The sequence below is a fragment of the Sulfitobacter indolifex genome, assembly GCF_022788655.1.
Lineage (GTDB): Bacteria > Pseudomonadota > Alphaproteobacteria > Rhodobacterales > Rhodobacteraceae > Sulfitobacter > Sulfitobacter indolifex.
Window position 1 is genome coordinate 601,432 of the sequence record NZ_CP084951.1, and the last position, 22,537, is coordinate 623,968.

Consider the following 22,537-nt stretch of genomic DNA (forward strand, 5'->3'; position numbering starts at 1 on the left):
CCTCATCACGACAGGCCCAACAGGCGGTCTTGCAATGGTTTATCGGCAGCGAAAGCGGCCATAGTCCCGCTGTGCACCACGCGGCCATCGTCGATTACCGCCATGTCGCGTCCGATGCTGCGGGCGAAATGAAAGTTCTGCTCAACCAGCAAGATCGTCGCCTCACGGCTGATCTCGGTGAAGGCTTCAGCCATGGCGGCGACGATCGCAGGTGCCAGTCCCTTGGTCGGCTCGTCGATCAGGATCAGACGGCGCGGCTCAACGATCGCGCGGGCGACGGAAAGCATTTGCTTCTGACCACCTGAAAGCGACCAGGCCTGTTTGGTCCAGAACCGCTCCAGCGCAGGAAAAAGTGTGGTAATGCGGTTGAGCCGCGCTGCATCGAAACGACCCTTTGCCGTGGCGAGGATCAGGTTTTCTTCGACCGTAAGGTTGCCAAAGATACCCATGTTTTCCGGCACATAGGCGATGCCGCGGCGGGCGATATCGGCTGTATGCAGCCCGGTGAGGTCATCGCCATCAAAGCGCACCGTTCCGGGGCTGGGTTTCCACAGGCCCATGATCGAACGCAGCGTGGTCGTTTTGCCCGCCCCGTTGCGGCCCAATAGGACAAAGACCCCGCCCTCGGGCACCTCAAGACTTACATCATGCAGCACGGCATATTGGCCGATATCGGTTTTCATCTTGTCGAGGGTTAGCAGGCTCATGCTGTCTCCTCCGTCGCGGTGCCAAGATAGACATCGCGCACGATCTGGCTGTCCATGACTTCGGCAGGCGCGCCATCGGCCAGCAACTCTCCGTTGTGCAGCACGATAATCCGGTCGGCGAGGGCGCGGACCACGTCCATCTTGTGTTCGACCAGCAGCACGGTCTTGGTCGGGTCGGATTTGATTTGCGCGATCAGCTCCAGCACGTCGGGCGCGTGGTCCAGCGACATGCCAGCGGTGGGTTCATCGAACATGTAGATGTCAGGCTCCATCGCCATCAACAGTGCCACCTCCAGCTTGCGCTGGTCGCCATGGGGCAGGGCCGCGGCGGGCAGATGGGCGACGCGCGAGAGGCGGGTCGCTTCGAGGTAATGCTCGGCGTCTTGGGTGAGTTTGGTAAGGCGGCGCACCGGGCGCAGCAGCCGCCAGCCGTCGCCTTCGCGGGCCTGCACAGCAAGGCGGATGTTTTCCAGCACGGTAAGTTGTGGAAAGAGATTGGTCAGCTGAAAAGCGCGGCCCACACCTTGGCGCGCGCGGGCCGAGGGGGCCATGCGGGTCAGATCGACCTCGCCTTTCAACACCTTGCCCGAGGTCGCGGTGAGCTGGCCTGAGATCAGATTGAAATAGGTGGTTTTACCGGCCCCATTCGGCCCCACGATGACGGTGAGTTCACCGGGGTGGAAGGCGCAGGAGACCTGATTGACGGCGACATGGCCGCCAAAACGAATGGTCAGATCGCGCGTGATGAGCGACGGCGTGGACATCTGAAAAACCTTTGGTACGGAAATTGGCACAGAGGGGCTGGCCCACCGCATGCGATGGGTCGGGCAGGCCAGCCGAGGGTCCGATCAGTCGTTGGTGCGACCGATGGGGATGTCCATCTCATCCGCTTCAATGATGCGCACCAGATCGGGGATCGCCCAATCGACGTTCTCATCGACGCGAATTTTGAAGTGGACCATGGACTGCAATGCCTGATGGTCTTCGGGGCGGAAGGTCATGGTGCCTTTGGGTGTCTCCCAAGACATGCCTTCCATTGCCGCGATCAGGTCTTCGGTCTCAAGGCTGTCGGCGGTTTCAATCGCTTTGACTGCAGCCAGCGCCGCCGCCATGCCACCCGCGGTGAAGAAGTCAGGCGGGCCGTCGAAACGTTCCTGATGGGTCTTGACCAGCCAATCGTTCACCGGATTGTCGTAGGCCTCATAGTAGTAATAGACCGCACCTTCCATGCCGGGGAAGCGCTTGTAGGTGGGCAGCACCGGCAGGATATGCCCGCCCATGGAGATCTCAATGCCAAAGCGCGACGGATCCAGCGCCTGAATTTTGCCCGGCGCATCACCACCCCCAGCGATATAAACGAGGATAACCTTGCGGCCTTCCTTGTCCTTCAGGGCGTTGAACATACGCTCGGCTGCGGCAGTGAAGTCGGCGGTGCCTTGGGGCACGAATTCTTCGGTCACCACGGTGGCACCGGTGCCGTCGAGCGCGGCTTTGAAAGCGTCGATACCATCGTGGCCAAAGGCGTAGTCTTCGGCGATGGTGGCGACAAAGAGGTTTTCATCAGGCTTCAGCGCCAGCGCCTGCGCCTGCATGTCCATCGAGGAGTTGCGCGAGGTCTTGAACACATAGCGGTTGCTGTCTGGCCCGGTGAGGCTGTCGGCCACCGCAGGCTCCACGATGAGGATTTTCTCGTATTCCTCGGCGATGGGCAGCATGCCTTTGGCCACCCCCGAAGAGGTCGATCCGATGGCCATCAAGACTTCGTCGTCGCCGTAAGCTTCGGCCAGCACGGCGCGGGCGACATCGGGTTTGAACTGCGTGTCCTTGATGATGAGTTCGATCTTGTGACCTTTGACGGTATTGGTCCCGTCGGTGGCGTATTCGATGCCAAGCTCAAAACCGGTCTGTGCCTGTTTGGAGAAAGCTTCGAAACTGCTGCCCGACAGCCCGTGCACAAGGGCAATCTTGATCGGGTCTTGCGCCCAGGCCGCGCTGGCAAATGCCGCAACACTTGCCGTCACGGCGGCGATCCGCGTGAGTGTCTTCATGGTATCCTCCCTTGACGGGCCAGCGCGTTGTTGCGCCGTCTCCCCCCGTCGTCTAGCTTGAGTTTCGAGCATCGAAGAAAGAGGTGATTGGGGCAAGATGGTGGAAATACGTACCGATGATTGCTTTCGCGATGGGCAGTTCGCTGAACTGGCTTTCGTGCATGCGCCCGTCGGTCTGGTGGTTACAGAAAACCGGGTTATCCGCGAGTGCAACATCGCTTTTGCGCAGATGTTCGGCTATGAGTGCGCGGCCCTGCGTGACCAATGGTTTTCCGTGCTCTATCCCTCAGATGAGGAATTTGTGAACATCCGCGATCGGGGTGTTGTCCAACTGCGCGAGACCAACACCTATTGGGATGAGCGTATCATGGCCCGTCGCGATGGCAGCCTGTTTTGGTGCCGGGTGCGCGGGCACTCTTTTACCCCGGAAAGCCCGCTTGAGCGCGCAGTCTGGAGCTTTGCCGACTTGTCGGGCGAGCGACCCTATTTGCCGCTAACCCGCCGCGAACGTGAGATATTAAGCCATTTGGCTGAGGGGCTAACCAGCAAGGAGATTGCCATCAAGCTCGATATTTCGCACCGCACAGTGGAGGTGTATCGCGCCAAATTATTAAAGAAATTCGGCGTAAATAATACCTCTGGCCTGTTTCATTCACTGGGCGGTATCGACAGTGACCATGTGGTATCCAACAGCCAAAAATAAGCGATTTTGAACTTTACGTGGTATCGCCTTGTTCATCGTGCTTCTCAGCCTTTTCTGTGGCCTCGATCATCGCGTCCGCTTGAGCATAAAGACTGCGGATTTCCATCAAATCTGCATTCGTCGGGGCCTTGTTGGGCGTCGAAGTTTCATCAGTCATATTTGACATGGAACTTTGGCTTATTTTCATTTCACTAATCCGCATTTCACCAGAAAGTTCACGGCTAGTTCCGTGACTATAGGTTACGTTACAGACCTCCAATTTTGACGCCAATTGGGCAAAGCCCCAGATGAATCAGGGTTATCCCTAACAGCCTGAAGCAAGGCGCTGAAATTGTGGAAGTTATTTTCACGCATTTGTTTCGCATGGTGATACATGGAATGCTGTGTACCGGCCCTTATTGGGGGCTATCAGGGTTTCCCCCAATAGACATGGCGGCGAAAAAGGTCGATTTTTCTAGAGAAAGTAGAGGTGCTGCATGAGCTTTATCGCGGCGTTCACATTAGTTACGCTATGCGGAGTAGTTTTCTATTGCGTGATGATCGCCAAGCAAACAGGCGACCCGGTCAATCGCTTCAGTGTGTTTGGCGCGGTTGCGGTTTTGCTCTTATACATCGGAGTAACGCTGGCTTTGGTGGCCGACCAGCGCGGCGTTTTCTACCGCGATCCTATTGAGTTTGTCTTAGCGACGGCGGCGTTTGCGTTGTTGATTGCGCAAATCTGGCGGGTCTTGCGCACCCACCGCAAGATGAATGGCGTGAGCGATGGCGACGCGGCTCGCAGAAACCTACCTAATCTGCTGAACGATCTCCCCGTCCAAGCGGCCTTTCTCACACCAGATATGACATACGCTTTCGTCAACGATGCCTATAGCGCGTCCTTTGGGAAGCCCGCGAGTGAAATAGAGGGACAGCATCTATCTCAAATCATTCCGCCGAACCTTTTAGCCGAAGTGATAGCCAATGTTGAAAAGGCATTGGCCGGACGGCAGGTAACATGGCATTTCGATTTTTCCCGCCCAGTGCTGGCGCGCAACCAAGGAACGGCCATTTATCAGCCCCTGTCGGACCGGGGTCAGGTGGTGGGCGTCTTGGTTATGGTGATGGACCGCTCTGCCGTGCAGGACGCGGTCTATAATGCCGAGCTCAGCGCGACAAAACACGCGCTCGCGGCCGAGGTGGCAGGCGTAGGCTATTTGGAATGGGATCAGGAAGGTGCGCTGGTCGATGTCTCTCATGAGGTGGAGGCTCTGCTAGGCCGTGATGCGCAAAGCCTGCGTGAGATGTGGCAACAGGGGCAGGGTTTCGTAGAGCCACGCAGTCGCGCCACCATTCGCAACAATCTGCATATGGCGGGGAGCCGTCCGCGCGATGTGATCGAGAATGTAAAGTTTCTGGCCGCCAATGGCCGCCAGATCGAGGCCCGCTCGTGCATCCGCCGTTTGGACCGGGGGCAAGACGTGCATCTTTTGGCAGCGATCCAAGATGTCACAGATCAACAGCACGTTCTGGACGATCTGGTGAAAAGCGAAACCCGCTTTCGCGATTTCACCGAAAGCGCGACCGACTGGGTCTGGGAGATGGACGTAGACCGGCGGTTTACCTTTTTGTCAGGTGGGGGGCGGCAGACCGATGCGGAAACCCCGATCTTCGAACTGGGCAAAACGCTTGCGCAAGCCGATATTGCACAAGGCGAGGGTGATTACGACGTGTTGCAGCAGCGCTTGGCCCGGCAAACCCCCTTTCGCGATTTGCGATTGGTATTTCCGTCGACCGACGGGCGAGAGCGGTTGATCGACATGTCTGGTAAGCCCTTTTTCGACAGCAACGCGCAATTGGCAGGTTATCGTGGCACCTGTTTTGACATGACAGAGATCGTCATGGCCGAGACCGAGCGTAAAAGCGCGCTCGAAGCCTTGGCGCTGGCTTTTGAGAATATCTCAACGATGGTCGCGCTTTTCGACAGCAATGATCGGTTGGTCTACTGCAACGAGAAATATCGCGCGAGCTATGCCGGTATAGGCGACGACATCATTGGCCGACATTTCGATGAGCTACTGGAGCATTTCACCCGCTCTGATAATTTTACCATGACTTCCGAAGGTAAAGTTCGCTGGAGCGAGCAGCGCCGCGACCGTCGAAACACACCGGCCAAGTTCTTTCGCGCCCGGTCTGCCAGTGGGCGCTGGCTTGAGGTGACAGATTATCCCGTGCCGGCCGGGGGCCTTTTGACAATTGTTTCCGACATCACCGAAAAGGTTGAGCGCGAAGAGCGGCTGCACCGCCATGAAACGGCGCTTCAATTGCTTAACCGCCGCGAGACCTTGGGCCAGATGACCGCTGCGATCGCCCATGAGTTGAACCAACCTTTGGCGGCTATTCATAACTTCGCTGCAGGCTGTGTGCTGCGTGCCCAAAACGACCAGCTTGAGAGAGAGGACATGATCGCCGTGCTCAATAATATGCAAAGCCAATCAGAACGTGCCAGTGCCATCCTACGGTCCATGTCGAACTATCTGCACAACGACGATGCGGACCGGATCGCCGTGTGTTTTGATGACATCCTCCGCTCTGTGCAGCTGTTGATCCAGCCGGAAAGCTCTGCCTCTGGTGTCAGCGTTGTAATGGATAATCAATGCGATGGCGTCGAACTTCATTGCGCCCGCATTGAGATAGAGCAACTGCTGATCAACCTGATAAAAAATGCCATTGATGCCAGCCGTGACGCGCAGCGAGCCGATGCCGAAGTCTCTGTTTCCGCACACTGCTCGGAGGGGGAGATCGTGATCGACGTGACCGACGACGGGCGTGGCTTTGCCCCGGATATGCCTGCAGAAACGGCTTTTAGCGCTTTCCGGTCAACCAAAGAGAAGGGTCTTGGTGTGGGTCTGGCAATTTGCGAAACCATTGTGCTGTCGCATGGGGGGACAATTGCGGTGAGTAAATCTGATGAGCAAGGGGCCTGCCTGACGGTACGTCTTCCGTTGGAGGTGCAAGAGTAGAATGACTGAAGATAGGATCGTTTACGTCGTCGATGACGATGCCGCCGTGCGGGACTCTCTGGTGTGGTTGCTGGGCTCGGTTGGGTTGCGTGCCATTTCTTTCGCATCGGCGGCTGAATTTCTTGAGGGATACAGCGACACCGGTATTTCTTGCCTTGTCAGCGACGTGCGCATGCCAGGGATGAGCGGTTTGGAGTTGCAAAAAGCGCTAAATACACGCGGCATCGAGATACCGTTCATCTTGATGACGGCCTTCGGCGATGTGTCGACAGCCGTCAAAGCGATGAAGGCGGGCGCGGTGGATTTCATCGAGAAGCCCTTCAACAACCAAGACATGCTTGATCTTATCAACACCGCGCTTCAGATCGACGCAGCGCGCCGCAAAGGCATTGAGGCCGATGTTGAGAATGCAGAGTTGCTGGCGCGGCTTACTCCGCAAGAGCATCGGGTATTCGAGCGTGTCGCGGCAGGGCTTTCCAACCGTGAGATTGCCAGCGAGATGGATATCTCGGTCAAAACGGTCGAGGTGCATCGCGCAAGGGTAATGCGCAAGCTTGAGGCCAATTCGGTTGCAGAATTGGTGCGGTTTCACCTTCACAGCGCGACGCCATCACAATTCGAAGTCGGTTAGCAGCTCAAAAAACCCCGGTAGCACGGAGGCTACCGGGGCAAAACACCCAGCCCCGGCGAGGGGGAAGGGCTGGGGGCTTCCCGGCGGCATGAGGATCGCCAGGAAGGCATGGGTCACACTGGCTTGGGTTCCAGCGCGCCCACGGTCACGTCGAGGGTCTGTTCTGCACCCTTGCGGAGCACGACAACCTCTGCCGCAGTCTCAGGCGTGGTGGTGGCCACGGCACGGGTCAGGTCGCGCAGATCGTCGACCTTGATGCCGCCGAAGGACAGAATGATATCGCCCTTCTTAAGACCCGCCTTGGCGGCGGGGCTGTCTTGGCTGACGGCCTCAATCACCGCGCCGCGGGGTTCTTCATAACCCAGCACATTGGCGACCTCAGGGCTCATCGGGCGGATTTGTACGCCCAGCCAGCCGCGCTCAACCGTGCCGTCATCGGCCAAATCGGCGACGATGGTTTGCACCAAATCGGACGGCACCGAAAAGCCGATCCCGACCGAGCCACCGCCCGGCGATAGGATCGCGGTGTTCACGCCCACGACCTCACCCTCGTTGTTAAAGAGCGGTCCGCCCGAGTTGCCCCGGTTGATCGCCGCATCGGTTTGGATGAAGTCATCGAAAGGTCCGGCCTGAATGTCACGCGACAGGGCCGACACGATGCCAGATGTCACAGTCCCGCCAAGGCCAAAGGGGTTGCCCACGGCCACGACCTCATCGCCAACGCGCAGTGTTTTGGAGGTGCCAAATGCGACCGTGGGCAGGTCCACGTCTGCCTTTACCTTAAGCACAGCGATATCCGTCATCGGATCACTGCCAACGACTTCGGCGTTAAAGCTGCGGCCATCGGCCAGTTTCACGGTCACTGTTTGCGCCCCAGCGACGACGTGGTGATTGGTGACGATGGTGCCATCCTCTGAGATGATGAAGCCTGATCCAAGCCCTTGGCGCGGGGTGGCGGTGGCGCCGTTCTGGTCGGGCAGCATCTGCTCGAACCGCCGCCGTAACTCTTCGGGCATGCCGGGGGGGAGCTGCTGTTGAATTTGCGTGTTCTCTTGGCTGGCGGTCACTTCGATAAAGACCACGGCGGGGGAGACGGCCTCGACAAGGTCGGCATAGCCGCCCGCGGGAACGGCCAGCGCCGCTGACGGCGCAAGAGCCAGCATCGGGGTCGCAGCGACGGCGGCGCTCAGCGCAAGGGCGGCGGCGCGGGGGGCCTTGGAAAGGGTCTTGTTCATGAGATGCTCCTTGCTGTGCATTCGGTGTTTCTGAACCCCTATCTGGGGGCTGCGTTTTACAGCGTCGTCGCAGGCGCTATACAAATCTGTGAGAATGCAGGCAGCGGGATGCGTGGGCGGCGGAATTGCCCTACCTCTTGGTGGACCCTAGATTGAGACCTTAATGAAACTGCTTGTTGTCGAAGACGATACCACCACCAGCACCTATATCGCGCGCGGCCTGCGCGAAGAGGGGCATGCCGTGGATGTGGTGGCCGATGGCCGCGACGGTTTGGTGCAGGCCACCACCGGGCAATATGATGTGTTGATCCTTGACCGGATGCTGCCTGAGTTGGACGGGCTGACGCTGCTAAAAACCCTGCGCGGAGCGGGCAACGCCACGCCGGTGTTGCTGCTCACGGCGATGGGCGCGGTGGAGGACCGGATCGACGGGCTGAACGCCGGGGCGGATGATTATCTGGTTAAACCCTTTGCTTTTGGCGAGCTGTCGGCGCGGGTGAATGCGCTGGCGCGTCGCCCGCAGGCGCTAGAGCAGGAAACGACCCTCCGCGCTGGCAATCTGACGATGGACCTGATCAGCCGCCGGGTGACCCGCGCGGGCCAAGAGATCGACCTGTTGCCCCGCGAATTTGCTTTGCTAGAACATCTGCTCCGCCGGAAAGGCCGGGTGCAAACGCGGACCATGCTGCTTGAGGCGGTCTGGGACATCTCTTTTGATCCGATGACCAATGTGGTCGAGACCCATATCAGCCGCCTGCGCGCCAAGGTTGACCGGCCCTTTGACGTCGAGTTGATCCAAACCGTGCGCGGCGCGGGCTATAGGATTGAGGCGTGAAGGCGCGGCTGGCCGGGCTGTGGCGCTCAATGCCTCTGCGGCTGGCGCTTTTGTTGGTGCTGCTTTTCACAATCGTCAGCCTGCTCAGCCTTGCGGCCAGCTATGCGGTCACGCAACGGTCGTTCGAACAGGCGATCCGGGCCGATCTGGCGCAAGACATGGCCGGATTTCGCGCCGCGCCCGGTGCCGCTGCCCTCGCACGGCTGGTTGAGGCGGAATCGCGCGAGACCGATCCCAACCGGTTAATCATCAGCTACATCGGCCCCAATGGGCGCATCTATGGCAACGGGGCCATCGCGCGGGACAACGAGGGCTATCATATCGTCTCGCTCGGCGCGGCGCGGGCGCAGTATGACGGGGTCTACCTCACGCTCACTGACACGCTTTATGGCGGGCTTTTGACCATCGCGCGCAGCCGGGCCGAGATCACGGCCCTGCGCGAGGTTTTCGTGAATATCCTGCTCGTCAGCCTGCTGCCCACGGTGTTGATCGCGCTTTCGGGCGGGTTAATCCTTGCCCGACGTTCAAAACGCCATGTTGAGGTAATCCGCGGCACACTCGATCGGCTGACCACAGGCGATCTGGCAGCAAGGGTATCGCCGGGGCCGCGTTGGTCGGATGACCTGCTGCGCATCGGTGAGGCGGTGAACCAAATGGCCCGGGCGCAGGAAACTTCCGTCGTGGCGCTGCGGCAGGTCTCGCTTGATATCGCGCATGATTTGAAGACCCCGATCCAGCGGGTTTCAGTGCATCTGGACGATCTCGACCGGGCCGAGGCCACGGGCGAAGATCGCGCCGAGCCGCTGGCCCGCGCCCGGGCCGAGCTGGACGGAATCGCCGCGATCTTTCATTCCTTGCTGCAACTCGCGCAGGTGGAGCAAGGCGACGCCCGCACCCATTTCACCCCCGTCGATCTGACTGCGTTGTGCCGAACCATGATTGAGCTTTATGAGCCCGCAGCGGGGGAACAGGGCAAACGCCTGATCTGCACCCTGCCGGAGACGCCTGCCCATGTCACAGGCGACCGTGCACTGCTGGGGCAGATGATCGCCAACCTGATTGAGAACGCGCTGCGCCATTCTGGCAGTGCCGAAGCGGTGGACGTCTCGCTGAAACAGGCGGCGGGTAAGGTCACACTCAGCGTCGCAGATGGCGGCCCCGGCATTCCGGCTCAGGACCGCGACAAAGTGTTGCAGCGGCTCTACCGGCTTGATCGCAGCCGGGGCACGCCGGGTCACGGGTTGGGGCTGGCGCTGGTCGATGGGGTCGTGAAACTGCATGGGGCAAGGCTGGAACTCATCGACAACGCGCCGGGGCTGCGTGTGGTGGTGACATTCGATAGTTAGGACAGATGCAAAGGGCTGCGGCAATTTAGCCTGTGCCTCTCTCGCCCCCCGGACCTATATAGGTCAGGAAACAACACGCGAGGGCTTCTCATGCTCGACGGTTACACCGCCGAAATCCTAGCGCGGGTGCAATTCGCATTCACGATTTCGTTTCACATTATCTTCCCGGCTTTTTCCATTGGGTTGGCCAGTTTTCTGGCAGTGCTGAACGCGCTGTGGCTGTGGAAGCGGGATGAGACCTATCTGAACCTTTTCAACTACTGGAAGAAGATCTTCGCCGTGGCCTTTGGCATGGGGGTCGTCTCGGGCATTGTCATGTCCTACCAGATCGGCACCAACTGGTCGGTCTTTTCCGACAAAGCCGGGCCAGTTGTTGGGCCGCTCATGGCCTATGAGGTGCTCTCGGCCTTCTTCCTTGAGGCAGGGTTTCTGGGCATCATGCTCTTTGGTCGTAAACGGGTGGGGGACGGGCTGCATATGTTCGCCACGGCGCTGGTGGCGCTGGGCACGCTGGCCTCGGCCACATGGATCTTGTCGGTAAATTCGTGGATGCAGACGCCTGCGGGCTTTGGGATAAATGATCTTGGCCAGTTTGTACCCGAAGATTGGTGGGCGATCGTCTTTAACCCTTCTTTTCCTTACCGCTTGGTGCATATGGTGCTGGCCGCCTATCTGACCACGGCGTTGGTCGTCGGCGCGGTCGGCGGAATGCACCTGCTGCGCGATCAGACAAACGCCGCTGCGCGCAAGATGTTCTCAATGGCGATGTGGATGTTGGTGCTGGTGACGCCGCTGCAAATCTTTGCGGGCGACATGCATGGCCTTAACACGCTTGAGCATCAGCCTGCCAAGGTGATGGCGATGGAGGGGCATTACGACAGTCACCCCGACGGCGCGCCGCTGATCCTGTTCGGCATTCCGAACGCCGAAGAGAAGCGCATCGACTATGCCATTGAAATTCCCAAACTGTCGTCGCTGATCCTTAAGCATGACCTGAACGCGCCCTTGGACGGATTGGACACAATTCCGGACGAAGATGAACCGCCGGTGGCCATCGTCTTCTGGTCCTTCCGCATCATGATCGCCCTTGGATTCGCCATGCTGGGGTTGGGCCTTTGGGCTGCACTCGCGCGGCTGCGCGGGCGGCTTTACGACGCGCCGCTGTTGCACCGTCTGGCGCTGCTGATGGGGCCGACCGGTTTTGTCGCCGTGCTGGCAGGCTGGATCACGACCGAGGTGGGGCGGCAACCCTTCACCGTTTATGGGCTGCTGCGGACCTCAGACAGTCTCGCGCCGGTGGCGGCCCCCGCGGTGGCGGCTTCGCTGATTGCCTTTATCGTGGTCTATTTCTTCGTCTTCGGGGCGGGCACTTGGTACATTGTTGCGATGATGCGCAAGCCGGTCTTGGATCATGTGTTGGAAGACGAACGCGACGAGATGCAGGGCGACGGGCCAACCCTTGCGGTGGGCGAAGAGGTGGCCGTCAAAGACAAACCGGAGAAGAATTGAGATGTTGGGATTTGAGCTTTCATTCATCTGGGCCGGAATCATCGCCGGGGCCGTGTTGATCTATGTCATCCTCGACGGCTTTGATCTGGGCGTTGGGCTGCTTTTCCCGATGACCAAGGACGAGGGCGAGCGCAATGTGATGATGAACTCGGTCGCGCCCATATGGGACGGCAACGAGACATGGCTTGTGCTGGGCGGTGGCGGGTTGTTTGCCGTCTTTCCGCTGGCTTATGCGGTGGTGATGCCCGCGCTGTACATGCCGATTATCCTGATGCTGCTGGGGCTGATCTTTCGCGGGGTCGCGTTCGAATACCGCTGGCGCACGAAACGTTGGAAGCCCCTGTGGGACATGGCGTTTTTCGGCGGCTCGCTGGTGGCGTCTTTCTGTCAGGGCATCGCCCTTGGCGCCCTGGTACAGGGCATCGAGATCGAAGGTCGCGCTTATGCGGGCGGCTGGTGGGATTGGCTCACGCCCTTCTCGATCCTGACTGGGGTGGCGGTGACGGCTGGCTATGCCTTGCTGGGGGCCACTTGGTTGAACATGAAGCTTGAGGGCCGCATTCAGCGCCACATGCGCAGCCTTGCTTGGCCGCTGGCGGTGGCGACCTTGATCTTCATGGGGTTGGTCAGCCTTTGGACCCCGTTCAAGGATGGGGTTTATTTCGAGCGCTGGTTCGCTTGGCCCACCGCGCTGTTCAGCGGCGTTGTGCCCCTGCTGGTGGCGCTGGCGGCCTTTGGTATGCTGCGCGGCTTGCAACGCAAGGCCGACATCCAACCTTTCCTCTGCGCACAGGCGCTTTTCGTCTTGGGGTTCATCGGCATCGGGATCAGCTTTTATCCGCATATCGTGCCCCCGAGCCTGACCATCGCCGAGGCCGCAGCCCCTGACGAAAGCTTGATGTTTGCGCTTGTCGGTACGTTGGTATTGCTGCCCTTGATCCTCAGCTACACGGCCTATGCCTATTGGGTGTTCCGCGGCAAGATTGACCCAGAAGAAGGCTATCACTGATGGGGAAATGGCTAAAACGCAGCGGCTGGTTCGTGGCGCTTTGGCTGGCCAGCGTGGCGTTGCTGACGGTGGTGGCCTATGGCATCCGACTGGTGATCATGCCCGGCTGACGCAGCGGCGCGGGCATGGGGTCTTGCCAAGTGCTGCGGCTTCTGGCCTCTTCGGGCGCAAAGCAGCACGAAAGGACAGCCCGATGCGCGCCATGCAAGTCACCGCCTATGACGAACCGCTCACCCTGCGGGAACTTGAGATGCCCATGCCGGGGCAGGGCGAGGTGCTGATCCAAGTCGATACCTGCGGGCTGAACTTTGGCGATTTGCTGATCATCAAGGGCACCTATCAGGAAAAGCCGCCGCTGCCGTTCACGCTTGGGATGGAGATGGCGGGCACGATTACCGCTTTGGGCGAAGGGGTCGATCATCTGAAAGTCGGCCAGCGCGTTGCGGCCTATACCGGATTTGACGGGCTCGCCGAATATGCCGCCATCCCAGCAGCAGTCTGCGTGCCGATCCCCGAAGAGATGACCGCTGTGGATGCGGCAGCCTTTCTGATTGCCTATGGCACCAGCCATGTGGCGCTGGACTATAAGGCGCGGCTGCAGCCGGGCGAACGGCTGCTGGTGCTGGGCGCGTCGGGCGGCATTGGGTTGACGGCGGTGGAACTGGGCAAAATGATGGGCGCTGAGGTCATCGCCGTGGCGCGCGGAGCCGACAAGTTGGCGGTCTGCAAAGAGGCCGGCGCCGACCATCTGATCAATTCCGAAACCGACGACATCCGCGCCATCGTCAAGGAATTGGGCGGCGCCGACGTGGTCTATGACCCGGTGGGCGGCGACCAGTTCAAAGCGGCTATGCGCGCCTGCAACCCCGAAGCGCGGCTTATCCCCCTGGGTTTTGCCAGTGGCGAGGTGCCGCAGATCCCGGCGAATATCCTGCTGGTCAAAAACCTGAGCGTGTTGGGCTTTTACTGGGGCGGCTATGCCAAAATTAAACCCTCGGTGCTCACCGACAGTTTCGCCAAGCTGATCGAGTGGTATGTGGCTGGAAAGCTGAAGCCCCATGTCAGCAACGTCTTGCCGCTGGAGCAGGCCAACGAAGCGCTGGCCCTGCTGCGCGACCGCAAGGCAACGGGCAAGGTGGTGGTGCAGGTCGCGGGCTAGGCCCGTCGTCCGCCCTGCAAACGGGTCACGCGCAGCGCCTTTTGGCGCTCGCGGAGGTAGACGAAAAGGCCTGAGGCAAGGATCAGCGCGATCCCGACCCAGACCTCCCAAACCGGCAGATCGCCGAAAATCACGAAGCCCCAGAAGACGGCCAGCGGCAGACCGATATATTCAAACGGGGCGACGGTGGCGGCATCGCCCAGCCGGTAGGCTTGGCTCAGGCAATAGCCGATCAGCGCCACATTCAGGCCGATGCCGAGGAAGGTGAGGTAATCATCCTGTGCAGGCCAAACCCATGCCCGCAGCAAAAACTCCAGCGATGCACTGCTGTCGCCCGCCACAAAGCGGCCATCGCCAGCAACCACGAAAAAGCCAAGCGAAACCACGATAAACACGGCCTGAATATAGACCGACAGAACCGAAGCCTTGGTGCTTACCCCCAGTTTGCGCGTCATCAACTGGTTCAACGCATAGGTCAGCGCCGCCAAAACCGGTAGAAACAGCACCAGTCGTGACGCCTGCAAGGCGTCCCCGCCGGCCCAAGGCCGCTGCATGATGACCACGCCAACAAAGCCGACAATCACCGCGCCCATACGCAGCGGGCCGACTTTTTCGCCCAGAATAGGGATCGACAGAAGGGTAATAAACAGAGGTGCTGCAAAGAACAGCGCCGTCGCTTCGGCCAATGGCAGGACCGCCAGAGCCAGAAAGAACGACATATTTGAGATCACAATGAGCAATCCGCGCAGCAGATGCAGCCCCGGCTGGCGGGTCTTGAGCAGATGAAGCCCGCCTTCGAGTTTGACCAACACCAGCCCCAGCACGATCCCGATGGCCGAACGGGTGAAAACGATCTGATGCAGCGGATAGCCGTCCGATAGGCGTTTGATCAGCATATCATTGACCGAGATCGCAGCCACGCCGAGAAGGATCAGCCCGATCGCAAGACCAGCGCGGTTAGGGGAAGTAGTTATCATGGCAAAGACCTACCAGCCCGGCGGGAAAGGTCCAGCGCTTTGACATTGGTTTGCACAGAATTACCCGCTAGGCTGGCATGAAACGCCATTGGGAGAGCCAGCAATGCAGATGTCCGACACCCGCCAGATCGCCGCCACCCCAGCCGAGGTCTATGCCGCATTGCTGGACCCTGAGATGCTGCAAACCTGCGTGCCCGGCGCGCAGGATGTCACCGGCTCGGTCGAAGAGGGCTATGATGCGACAGTGGTGCAAAAGGTCGGCCCGGTGAAGGCGACCTTTAAGGGGCATGTGAAACTCTCTGATCTGGTGCCGAACGAAGCACTGACGATCACCGGCGAGGGCAAGGGCGGCGCTGCCGGTTTCGCCAAGGGCGGCGCGGAAGTGCGGCTGGCCGAAAAGGACGGTGGCACTGAGCTCAGCTATGACGTCGAGGCCAAGGTCGGTGGCAAGCTGGCACAGCTCGGCAGCCGGATCATCGATGGTTTTGCCAAGAAAATGGCGGATCAGTTCTTCGACAATCTGCAATCTTCGCTCGAAGGCACGCCGGAAGAGGGCGTCGAGGCCGACACCCCCGGTGAGGACGCCCCCGCCAAAAAGGGCTGGTTCGGCCGCGCCAAGACCTGAACGCATCTGTTCACTCAGGCCAAAGCCAGTTAGGTTGCCCGTCTTATTAAAGCGGAGACGACCATGCCGACAATCGTGGATATTCAAAACCTGCGCAAATCCTACGCGGGCGGTTTCGAGGCGCTTAAAGGGGTCAACCTACAGATCGAGAAGGGCGAAATTCTCGCGCTTTTGGGCTCCAACGGGGCGGGCAAAACGACGCTGATTTCGACCATTTGCGGCATCACCACCGCGACCAGCGGCAAGGTGACCGTGGGTGGCCATGACATCAACGATGATTTCCGCGCCGCGCGCTCGATGATCGGGCTGGTCCCGCAAGAGATCAATCTCGAACCCTTTGAGAAGGTCATCAACACCGTACGTTTCTCACGCGGGCTGTTTGGCCGCCCAGAGGATGAGGCCGCACTAGAGAAAATTTTGCGCCAACTTTCCCTTTGGGACAAGAAAGACAGCCAAATCCGCGCACTCTCGGGCGGGATGAAGCGCCGCGTGCTCATCGCGAAAGCGTTGGCCCACGACCCGCAGGTGCTTTTCCTTGACGAGCCTACCGCCGGTGTCGACGTGGAGCTGCGCAAGGACATGTGGGAGATCGTCGCCGGGCTGAAGGCCTCTGGCGTGACGATCATTCTCACCACACACTACATCGAAGAGGCAGAGGCCATTGCCGACCGCATCGGTGTGATCGCCAAGGGTGAATTGCTGCTGATCGAAGAAAAGAACGCCCTGATGGCGCGGATGGGCAAAAAGCAACTTGAGGTGCAGCTCTCTGAGCCGATCACCGAAGTGCCGTTGGCGCTGCAATCGCCCGATGTGGAATTGTCGGCAGACGGGCAGTCCTTGATCTACACTTATAACACCAACGCTGAGCGTACGGGCATCACCAAACTGCTGTCGAAAGTCGCCGAGAGCGGTCTGGTGCTGCGCGATGTGGCGACGCGGCAAAGCAGTCTTGAAGATATTTTCGTCGACCTGCTCAAGGAGGATGCGGCATGAACTGGACCGCGATCAAGGCCATCTACGCCTTTGAAATGGCGCGTTTCTTTCGCACCATCACGCAAAGCATCATTTCGCCGGTGCTATCAACCTCGCTCTACTTTGTGGTCTTCGGCGCGGCCATCGGCAGCCGTATCGAAGAGGTCGAGGGCGTGAGCTATGGCGCCTTCATCGTGCCGGGGCTGATCATGCTCAGCGTTATCACGCAGTCGATCTCCAACGCGTCTTTTGGCATCTATTTCCCGAAATTCATCGGCACAGTCTATGAGCTCCTCTCGGCCCCGATCAACTTTTTTGAGATCGTTATCGGCTATGTCGGGGCGGCGGCGACGAAGGCGCTATTTGTCGGCACGATCATCCTGATCACGGCGTTTTTCTTTGTCGACATCACGATCCAGCATCCCATCGCGATGGTCGCTTTCCTGATCCTGACCTGTATCAGCTTCGCGCTCATGGGCTTTATCATCGGCATCTGGGCAGGGAATTTTGAACAGTTGCAACTGGTGCCGCTCTTGATCGTCACGCCGTTGGTCTTCCTTGGCGGGTCTTTCTACTCGATCTCGATGCTGCCACCGGTCTGGCAGGTGATCTCGCATTTCAATCCGGTGGTCTATCTGATCTCAGGCTTCCGTTGGGCGTTTTTCGGCTCCGCTGATGTACCGATCCTGACCAGCCTTGCGGCAATCGCGCTGTTCACGGCGCTCTGCCTTGGCGTGATTTGGTGGATTTTCCGCACCGGCTGGCGTCTGCGGGCCTAAGGGCCGCGAAACTTGGGCGCCCGCCTTGTTTGCACCGGGTGGGCGTTCTACATGGGAGGAATGAGAATTCGGCTCCCCTTCCTTAAATCCCCGCCCAGCGTTTCGGTAATCCGGCTTTCCGGCATGATCGGATCGCAGGGCCGCGCGGTGTTAAATGATGCCACCATGGGCCCGGTCATCGAAAGGGCCTTTGCCAAGGGCAAGCCCGCCGCTGTCGCGCTCGAGATCAACTCTCCCGGTGGCAGCCCGGTGCAATCCTCGTTGATCGGGGCGCGTATTCGGCGGCTGTCTGAGGAAAAGAATATCCCCGTCATCGCTTTTGTCGAAGATGTCGCCGCTTCAGGCGGCTACTGGCTGGCGGCTGCGGCGGATGAGATTTACGCGGACCCAAGCTCGGTCGTGGGCTCCATCGGGGTGATCTCGGCCTCCTTTGGGGTGCATGAGTTCATCCGCGAGCATGGGGTTGAGCGGCGCGTCTATACGGCAGGGCAGAGCAAATCCATGCTCGACCCGTTCCGCCCTGAAAACCCCGAGGATGTCGCCCGGCTGAAGGTGCTGTTGGAAGACATCCACGAAAACTTCATCGGCCATGTGAAAACCCGCCGCGCAGGCAAGCTGCCTGAGGGGCAAGACCTCTTTACCGGGGAAATTTGGCTGGCGAAACGCGCCGCCGAACTGGGGTTGATAGACGGCATTGGTCATCTGAAACCGCTGCTAAAAGAGCGCTTTGGCGAGAAGGTCAAACTGCGCCGCTATGGCGTCAAGCGCGGGCTGTTGTCACGCTTTGGCGTGCAGATGGTGCAAGACGCGGTGCAGGGCATAGAGGAACGCGCAGCCTATGCGCGGTTTGGTCTCTAGCGCATGGTTTTTAAGATCGTTCTGCTCTTTCTGGTGGCCATGGGCCTTTTGGCTTGGTTTGGAAAAATGCATTGGCTGGGGGGCAAACGCCTGACCCGGACCAAATGCCGTGACTGCGGACGTTACCGTATTGGCAAGGGCGAATGCGCCTGTAAGGGAGGGCGTTGATGCTGATGCCGTGGCTACTGTCGGGGCTTGGCCTCGTGATCCTGCTGTTCGCGGGGGACGCTCTGGTCAAAGGGGCGGTGAACCTGTCTCTGCGCCTTGGGGTGCCCGCGCTGATCGTCAGTCTGACGATCGTGGCTTTTGGCACCTCTGCGCCTGAATTGCTGATTTCTATCAAGGCGATCTTGGACAATTCGCCGGGGCTGGCGCTTGGGAATGTTGTCGGGTCGAACACGGCGAACATTCTGATGGTATTGGGCATTCCCGCGCTACTGGCAACGATGCACACTTCGGAATGCAGCACGCGCAAGACCTATAACCAGATGATCGCCGCCTCGGTTCTGTTCATCGCGCTGGCCTTCCGCGGCGTGTTTGACTGGATTGCAGGGCTCATCCTGCTCGGCGGTCTGGCCTATATGCTTTTTGACGCATTTAGTGATGCCAAAGACCATCGCCACGCCGGTCGCAGCGAAGCTCTGGAAGAGGAGGAGGAGCCCGAGGGTGCCGATCCTGACATGGCGGGTTGGCAGATCGCACTGTTCCTGATCCTTGGACTAATTGGCCTGCCCTTGGGCGCGAGCCTTCTCGTGGATAACGCCACGATCATCGCGCAGGCTTATGGTGTCAGTGACACGGTGATTGGCCTGACATTGGTGGCCGTGGGCACATCTTTGCCTGAACTCGCGACCACTGTGATGGCCGCGCTGCGCCGTCAGGCGGATGTGGCGCTTGGTAACGTCATCGGCTCCAACATGTTTAACCTGCTGGCAATCATCGGCATCGCGAGCCTTGTTGGTCCGATTACTGTTGACGAAGCCTTCTTGCGGATGGACCTTTGGGTGATGCTGGGCGCGTCGCTGTTGCTGATCCCCTTTGTCTATCTGGGCCGGGATATCACCCGCCTTTGGGGCGTGGCACTAACCGCGCTTTACGGGCTCTATATGTTTATCATCCTGATCTGAGGAGGGCGGCAGATGCGGCGGGCATTGGTGACCGGAGCCGGGCAACGTCTGGGCCGCGCCATGGCGCTCTATCTCGGGCAGCGGGGTTTTGACGTGGCAGTGCATTACGCCACCTCGCGCACCGGGGCCGAGGCGACCGCCGCTGAGATCACCGCTATGGGCAGTCACGCTGTAGCCCTACAGGCGGACCTCTTGGATGATGCCGCGACCGAAGCGCTTTTGCCCCGCGCGGCAGAGGTGCTTGGCTGGCCGATCACCTGCCTTGTGAACAACGCCTCAATCTTTGAACATGACGATATCACCAGCGCCAGCCGCGAGAGTTGGGACCGGCATATGGGCAGCAACCTGCGCGCACCCTTCGTGCTGACGCAGGCGATGGCGGGGCAGGGGCTACGGCCTGAATTGGACGCCAAGGGAGAGCCGCGTGCGACAGGTCTGATCGTCAATATGCTTGACCAGCGGGTCCGTAATCTCACGCCGGAATTCATGACCTACACCATCGCCAAGATGGGCCTTTGGGCGATGACGCGCACCACCGCGCAGGCGCTGGCTCCGGCGATCCGCGTCAATGGCATCGGCCCTGGCCCTACTTTGCAGGGCCATCATCAAGCTGCCGAAGACTTCGCCACACAGCGCCGCAACACGGTTCTCGCCCGGGGCGCCAATCCTGAGGATATCACGGCCGCACTGGGGTATTTTATCGATTCTCCAGGGGTCACAGGCCAATTGATCTGCACCGATGGGGGGGAACATTTGCAGTGGGATACAAGCCCCAAAAGCCCCCGAAACTGACCGCGATGCGAGAAGTTTTGCACGTCCTTAACCTGTGTAACCAAAGTGTTACCGAAACCCCTTTGTTTTCAGAGGCTTGTTTCAGGGTAAACAAAAGAGTGAATGAAATCAGGGGTTTGTGGGAGTGCCTAAAAAATAGGCAAATCAGTGAACCATGTTAAAAACAAAGAGAAATCCGAGATGCCCAGAAGTTATCGTCAGACTTATCCACATCTTCGGTGGACATGTTAAAGCTTGCCCCCATTGCCGTCCTATTGCAGCGAAGCACGAGAATCAGCGCATAATATGACCACGCCCAACGACAGCCCACCGCCACAAGGCCGTAAGGTGATTCAGGCCTATTTGAAGTCGCTCGATTCGTCGCCGGGCGTCTACCGGATGCTCGATTCGGAAAGCCGCGTGCTCTATGTCGGGAAGGCCCGGAACCTGCGGGCGCGGGTGTCGTCCTATGCGCGGCCCACGGGGCATTCGGGCCGCATATCGCGGATGATCGCCAATACCGCCTCGATGATGTTTCTGACGACCAAGACGGAAACCGAGGCGCTGCTGCTTGAGCAGAACCTGATCAAACAGCTCAAGCCCAAGTTCAACGTGCTGCTGCGCGACGACAAGAGCTTTCCTAACATCCTTGTCACCGCCGACCACGACTATCCGCAGATCAAGAAACACCGCGGCGCGAAGAAAGAGAAGGGCAGCTACTACGGCCCCTTCGCCAGCGCGGGGGCAGTGAACCGCACGCTGAACCAGTTGCAGCGGGTGTTCCTGTTGCGCGACTGTTCCAATTCGATGTTCGACAGCCGCACGCGGCCTTGCTTGCAGCACCAGATCAAACGCTGCTCTGCCCCCTGTGTGGGTAAAATATCTGCCGAGGATTACCGTCAGACCGTGCGCGATGCCGAGCGGTTCCTCAGCGGGAAGTCGACCGAAATTCAGGGCCGGCTGGCGCGGGACATGGCCGAAGCGTCAGAAGCGATGGAGTTTGAACGCGCCGCCGCGCTCCGCGACCGGATCAAGGCGCTGACGCAGGTGCAGACCGCTCAGGGCATCAATCCGCAGGGTGTGAATGAGGCCGACATTATCGCGCTGCATATGGAAGGCGGCCAAGCTTGTGTGCAGGTCTTCTTCATCCGTGCCAATCAGAACTGGGGCAACCGTGATTACTACCCCCGCGTTGGAGCCGATGTTGATGCCGCCGAGGTCTTGGAGGCCTTCATCGGCCAGTTCTATGATACCCGCGAGCCACCGCGCCAGTTGATCCTGAGCAACGAGATCGAAAACCCCGATCTGATGGCCGAGGCGCTCAGCGGTAAGATCGGTCGCAAGGTTGAACTGCTGGTGCCGCAGCGGGGCGAAAAGGCCGAGCTGGTTGACGGCGCGCTGCGCAATGCCCGCGAAAGCCTTGCCCGCAAGATGGCCGAGACAGCGACGCAAACCAAATTGCTTCAAGGGCTGGTTGAGGCCTTTGACCTCCCTAGGTCGCCCGAGCGGATCGAAGTTTACGACAACTCGCACATCCAAGGCACCAATGCCGTTGGCGCGATGATCGTGGCCGGCCCCGAAGGCATGATGAAAAACCAATACCGCAAGTTCAACATCCGCGGCGATGACCTGACCCCTGGTGACGACTTTGGCATGATGAAAGAGGTGCTGCATCGGCGCTTCAAACGGCTCATCAAAGAAGATCCGGACCGCAGCCGGGGCCTTTGGCCCGATCTTTTACTGATCGACGGGGGCGCGGGGCAGGTGAGCGCGGTGGCCTCCATCATGGCGCAGCATGGGGTTGAGGACATACCGATGGTTGGTGTGGCCAAGGGTATCGACCGCGATGCGGGCAAGGAAGAGTTCCACCGCGTCGGCAAGCGCGTCATGGCACTGCGGCACAATGATCCGGTGCTGTATTTCGTGCAGCGTTTGCGTGACGAGGCGCACCGTTTTGCCATCGGCACCCACCGTGCGAAACGCGCCAAGGGGATCAGCGCCACGCCGCTTGATGATGTGCCGGGCGTGGGCGCTGCACGCAAACGCGCGCTTTTGGCGCATTTCGGTTCGGCCAAGGCCGTGGGCCGGGCGAATCTCAGTGACCTCAAGGCTGTAGAGGGGGTGTCGGATGCGCTTGCAGAAACGATCTATGGCTATTTTCATGAGAAGGGTTAGGTACGTGCCCGCCGAAGGGCGGAGCGCTGGCGCGGTTTCGTCCTTTCAGCCGTCAACGGCGCGCGATAGGAT

Annotated in this window: 22 protein-coding genes; 16 read left to right on the forward strand and 6 right to left on the reverse strand. The window is 59.6% G+C overall.

The features are described from left to right. Positions 1-5: 5 nt before the first annotated feature. From DSM14862_RS02905 to DSM14862_RS02915, 3 genes are all read right to left on the reverse strand, one after another. Positions 6-707 carry an ABC transporter ATP-binding protein gene (locus tag DSM14862_RS02905; RefSeq protein WP_007118912.1) on the reverse strand — a complete coding sequence of 234 codons (702 nt, stop codon included), beginning with the start codon at positions 705-707 and terminating at the stop codon, positions 6-8. Continuing rightward, on the reverse strand, positions 704-1,471 hold the full coding sequence (locus tag DSM14862_RS02910; RefSeq protein ID WP_007118913.1) for an ABC transporter ATP-binding protein: 768 nt from the start codon (positions 1,469-1,471) through the stop codon (positions 704-706). The genes DSM14862_RS02905 and DSM14862_RS02910 overlap by 4 nt, the downstream gene beginning before the upstream one ends. 84 nt (positions 1,472-1,555) lie before the next feature. Continuing rightward, positions 1,556-2,755: a substrate-binding domain-containing protein gene (locus tag DSM14862_RS02915; RefSeq protein ID WP_007118914.1), complete on the reverse strand. Its 1,200-nt coding sequence runs from the start codon at positions 2,753-2,755 to the stop codon at positions 1,556-1,558. Between the two features lie 97 nt (positions 2,756-2,852). Between DSM14862_RS02915 and DSM14862_RS02920 the strand changes: the two genes are divergently transcribed. Further along, complete coding sequence (locus DSM14862_RS02920; protein ID WP_007118915.1) at positions 2,853-3,458, forward strand: LuxR C-terminal-related transcriptional regulator; 606 nt, start codon at positions 2,853-2,855, stop codon at positions 3,456-3,458. A gap of 13 nt (positions 3,459-3,471) precedes the next feature. On the opposite strand, the gene DSM14862_RS02925 is transcribed toward DSM14862_RS02920, so the two are convergent. Continuing rightward, positions 3,472-3,624 carry a hypothetical protein gene (locus DSM14862_RS02925; RefSeq protein ID WP_165481272.1) on the reverse strand — a complete coding sequence of 51 codons (153 nt, stop codon included), beginning with the start codon at positions 3,622-3,624 and terminating at the stop codon, positions 3,472-3,474. A 310-nt stretch (positions 3,625-3,934) separates the two neighbouring features. Between DSM14862_RS02925 and DSM14862_RS02930 the strand changes: the two genes are divergently transcribed. Both DSM14862_RS02930 and DSM14862_RS02935 read left to right on the forward strand, forming a co-directional pair. Further along, complete coding sequence (locus DSM14862_RS02930) at positions 3,935-6,457, forward strand: PAS domain-containing sensor histidine kinase (protein WP_007118917.1); 2,523 nt, start codon at positions 3,935-3,937, stop codon at positions 6,455-6,457. 1 nt (position 6,458) lies between these two features. Further along, positions 6,459-7,088: a response regulator transcription factor gene (locus DSM14862_RS02935; protein ID WP_007118918.1), complete on the forward strand. Its 630-nt coding sequence runs from the start codon at positions 6,459-6,461 to the stop codon at positions 7,086-7,088. 113 nt (positions 7,089-7,201) lie between these two features. Here the strand turns inward: DSM14862_RS02935 and DSM14862_RS02940 are convergent, their stop codons facing one another. Further along, positions 7,202-8,323 (reverse strand): Do family serine endopeptidase, encoded by a 1,122-nt coding sequence (locus DSM14862_RS02940; RefSeq protein ID WP_007118919.1) that lies wholly within the window; start codon positions 8,321-8,323, stop codon positions 7,202-7,204. 163 nt (positions 8,324-8,486) lie between these two features. Here DSM14862_RS02940 and DSM14862_RS02945 point away from each other — a divergent pair, with 163 nt between their 5' ends. The 6 genes from DSM14862_RS02945 to DSM14862_RS02970 all read left to right on the forward strand — a co-directional run bounded on the left by DSM14862_RS02945 (position 8,487) and on the right by DSM14862_RS02970 (position 14,181). Next, positions 8,487-9,158: a response regulator gene (locus DSM14862_RS02945; protein ID WP_007118920.1), complete on the forward strand. Its 672-nt coding sequence runs from the start codon at positions 8,487-8,489 to the stop codon at positions 9,156-9,158. Next, positions 9,155-10,504: a HAMP domain-containing sensor histidine kinase gene (locus DSM14862_RS02950; RefSeq protein WP_007118921.1), complete on the forward strand. Its 1,350-nt coding sequence runs from the start codon at positions 9,155-9,157 to the stop codon at positions 10,502-10,504. The genes DSM14862_RS02945 and DSM14862_RS02950 overlap by 4 nt, the downstream gene beginning before the upstream one ends. Positions 10,505-10,594: 90 nt before the next feature. Continuing rightward, positions 10,595-12,013, forward strand: coding sequence for a cytochrome ubiquinol oxidase subunit I (locus DSM14862_RS02955; RefSeq protein ID WP_007118922.1), 1,419 nt, complete (start codon positions 10,595-10,597; stop codon positions 12,011-12,013). A gap of 1 nt (position 12,014) precedes the next feature. Further along, the gene (gene cydB, locus DSM14862_RS02960; RefSeq protein WP_007118923.1) at positions 12,015-13,022 is read left to right on the forward strand and encodes a cytochrome d ubiquinol oxidase subunit II; all 1,008 of its coding nucleotides are present in this window, start codon (positions 12,015-12,017) and stop codon (positions 13,020-13,022) included. Beyond that, positions 13,022-13,132, forward strand: a complete 111-nt coding sequence (locus DSM14862_RS02965) for a DUF2474 family protein (RefSeq protein WP_007118924.1) — start codon at positions 13,022-13,024, stop codon at positions 13,130-13,132. Before cydB ends, DSM14862_RS02965 begins: the two co-directional genes overlap by 1 nt. An 83-nt stretch (positions 13,133-13,215) precedes the next feature. Then, complete coding sequence (locus tag DSM14862_RS02970; protein WP_007118925.1) at positions 13,216-14,181, forward strand: NADPH:quinone oxidoreductase family protein; 966 nt, start codon at positions 13,216-13,218, stop codon at positions 14,179-14,181. On the opposite strand, the gene DSM14862_RS02975 is transcribed toward DSM14862_RS02970, so the two are convergent. Then, a complete protein-coding gene (locus tag DSM14862_RS02975; RefSeq protein ID WP_007118926.1) occupies positions 14,178-15,158 on the reverse strand; it encodes a DMT family transporter in 981 nt (326 codons plus the stop codon). The two genes, DSM14862_RS02970 and DSM14862_RS02975, sit on opposite strands and share 4 nt — an antisense overlap. Before the next feature lie 103 nt (positions 15,159-15,261). Between DSM14862_RS02975 and DSM14862_RS02980 the strand changes: the two genes are divergently transcribed. The 7 genes from DSM14862_RS02980 to uvrC all read left to right on the forward strand — a co-directional run bounded on the left by DSM14862_RS02980 (position 15,262) and on the right by uvrC (position 22,465). Further along, entirely contained in the window at positions 15,262-15,783 is a 522-nt protein-coding gene (locus tag DSM14862_RS02980) for a CoxG family protein (protein WP_007118927.1), read from the forward strand. 63 nt (positions 15,784-15,846) lie between these two features. Beyond that, positions 15,847-16,776 (forward strand): ABC transporter ATP-binding protein, encoded by a 930-nt coding sequence (locus DSM14862_RS02985; RefSeq protein WP_007118928.1) that lies wholly within the window; start codon positions 15,847-15,849, stop codon positions 16,774-16,776. Further along, positions 16,773-17,534 carry an ABC transporter permease gene (locus DSM14862_RS02990; protein WP_007118929.1) on the forward strand — a complete coding sequence of 254 codons (762 nt, stop codon included), beginning with the start codon at positions 16,773-16,775 and terminating at the stop codon, positions 17,532-17,534. Before DSM14862_RS02985 ends, DSM14862_RS02990 begins: the two co-directional genes overlap by 4 nt. A 60-nt stretch (positions 17,535-17,594) precedes the next feature. Next, positions 17,595-18,392 (forward strand): S49 family peptidase, encoded by a 798-nt coding sequence (locus tag DSM14862_RS02995; protein ID WP_040700497.1) that lies wholly within the window; start codon positions 17,595-17,597, stop codon positions 18,390-18,392. 167 nt (positions 18,393-18,559) lie between these two features. Then, positions 18,560-19,519 (forward strand): calcium/sodium antiporter, encoded by a 960-nt coding sequence (locus DSM14862_RS03000; protein WP_007118932.1) that lies wholly within the window; start codon positions 18,560-18,562, stop codon positions 19,517-19,519. 12 nt (positions 19,520-19,531) lie between these two features. Next, positions 19,532-20,311, forward strand: coding sequence for an SDR family oxidoreductase (locus DSM14862_RS03005; protein WP_007118933.1), 780 nt, complete (start codon positions 19,532-19,534; stop codon positions 20,309-20,311). 285 nt (positions 20,312-20,596) lie between these two features. Then, positions 20,597-22,465 (forward strand): excinuclease ABC subunit UvrC, encoded by a 1,869-nt coding sequence (gene uvrC / locus DSM14862_RS03010; RefSeq protein WP_007118934.1) that lies wholly within the window; start codon positions 20,597-20,599, stop codon positions 22,463-22,465. The last annotated feature ends 72 nt before the right edge of the window (positions 22,466-22,537 follow it).

What these genes read in the sequence shown, in the direction of transcription:
- DSM14862_RS02905 (WP_007118912.1), bottom strand. Translation starts at nt 707, where the DNA reads ATGAGCCTGCTAACCCTCGACAAGATGAAAACCGATATCGGCCAATAT.
- DSM14862_RS02910 (WP_007118913.1), bottom strand. Translation starts at nt 1,471, where the DNA reads ATGTCCACGCCGTCGCTCATCACGCGCGATCTGACCATTCGTTTTGGC.
- DSM14862_RS02915 (WP_007118914.1), bottom strand. Translation starts at nt 2,755, where the DNA reads ATGAAGACACTCACGCGGATCGCCGCCGTGACGGCAAGTGTTGCGGCA.
- DSM14862_RS02920 (WP_007118915.1), top strand. Translation starts at nt 2,853, where the DNA reads ATGGTGGAAATACGTACCGATGATTGCTTTCGCGATGGGCAGTTCGCT.
- DSM14862_RS02925 (WP_165481272.1), bottom strand. Translation starts at nt 3,624, where the DNA reads ATGTCAAATATGACTGATGAAACTTCGACGCCCAACAAGGCCCCGACG.
- DSM14862_RS02930 (WP_007118917.1), top strand. Translation starts at nt 3,935, where the DNA reads ATGAGCTTTATCGCGGCGTTCACATTAGTTACGCTATGCGGAGTAGTT.
- DSM14862_RS02935 (WP_007118918.1), top strand. Translation starts at nt 6,459, where the DNA reads ATGACTGAAGATAGGATCGTTTACGTCGTCGATGACGATGCCGCCGTG.
- DSM14862_RS02940 (WP_007118919.1), bottom strand. Translation starts at nt 8,323, where the DNA reads ATGAACAAGACCCTTTCCAAGGCCCCCCGCGCCGCCGCCCTTGCGCTG.
- DSM14862_RS02945 (WP_007118920.1), top strand. Translation starts at nt 8,487, where the DNA reads ATGAAACTGCTTGTTGTCGAAGACGATACCACCACCAGCACCTATATC.
- DSM14862_RS02955 (WP_007118922.1), top strand. Translation starts at nt 10,595, where the DNA reads ATGCTCGACGGTTACACCGCCGAAATCCTAGCGCGGGTGCAATTCGCA.
- cydB (WP_007118923.1), top strand. Translation starts at nt 12,015, where the DNA reads ATGTTGGGATTTGAGCTTTCATTCATCTGGGCCGGAATCATCGCCGGG.
- DSM14862_RS02965 (WP_007118924.1), top strand. Translation starts at nt 13,022, where the DNA reads ATGGGGAAATGGCTAAAACGCAGCGGCTGGTTCGTGGCGCTTTGGCTG.
- DSM14862_RS02970 (WP_007118925.1), top strand. Translation starts at nt 13,216, where the DNA reads ATGCGCGCCATGCAAGTCACCGCCTATGACGAACCGCTCACCCTGCGG.
- DSM14862_RS02975 (WP_007118926.1), bottom strand. Translation starts at nt 15,158, where the DNA reads ATGATAACTACTTCCCCTAACCGCGCTGGTCTTGCGATCGGGCTGATC.
- DSM14862_RS02980 (WP_007118927.1), top strand. Translation starts at nt 15,262, where the DNA reads ATGCAGATGTCCGACACCCGCCAGATCGCCGCCACCCCAGCCGAGGTC.
- DSM14862_RS02985 (WP_007118928.1), top strand. Translation starts at nt 15,847, where the DNA reads ATGCCGACAATCGTGGATATTCAAAACCTGCGCAAATCCTACGCGGGC.
- DSM14862_RS02990 (WP_007118929.1), top strand. Translation starts at nt 16,773, where the DNA reads ATGAACTGGACCGCGATCAAGGCCATCTACGCCTTTGAAATGGCGCGT.
- DSM14862_RS02995 (WP_040700497.1), top strand. Translation starts at nt 17,595, where the DNA reads ATGAGAATTCGGCTCCCCTTCCTTAAATCCCCGCCCAGCGTTTCGGTA.
- DSM14862_RS03000 (WP_007118932.1), top strand. Translation starts at nt 18,560, where the DNA reads ATGCTGATGCCGTGGCTACTGTCGGGGCTTGGCCTCGTGATCCTGCTG.
- DSM14862_RS03005 (WP_007118933.1), top strand. Translation starts at nt 19,532, where the DNA reads ATGCGGCGGGCATTGGTGACCGGAGCCGGGCAACGTCTGGGCCGCGCC.
- uvrC (WP_007118934.1), top strand. Translation starts at nt 20,597, where the DNA reads ATGACCACGCCCAACGACAGCCCACCGCCACAAGGCCGTAAGGTGATT.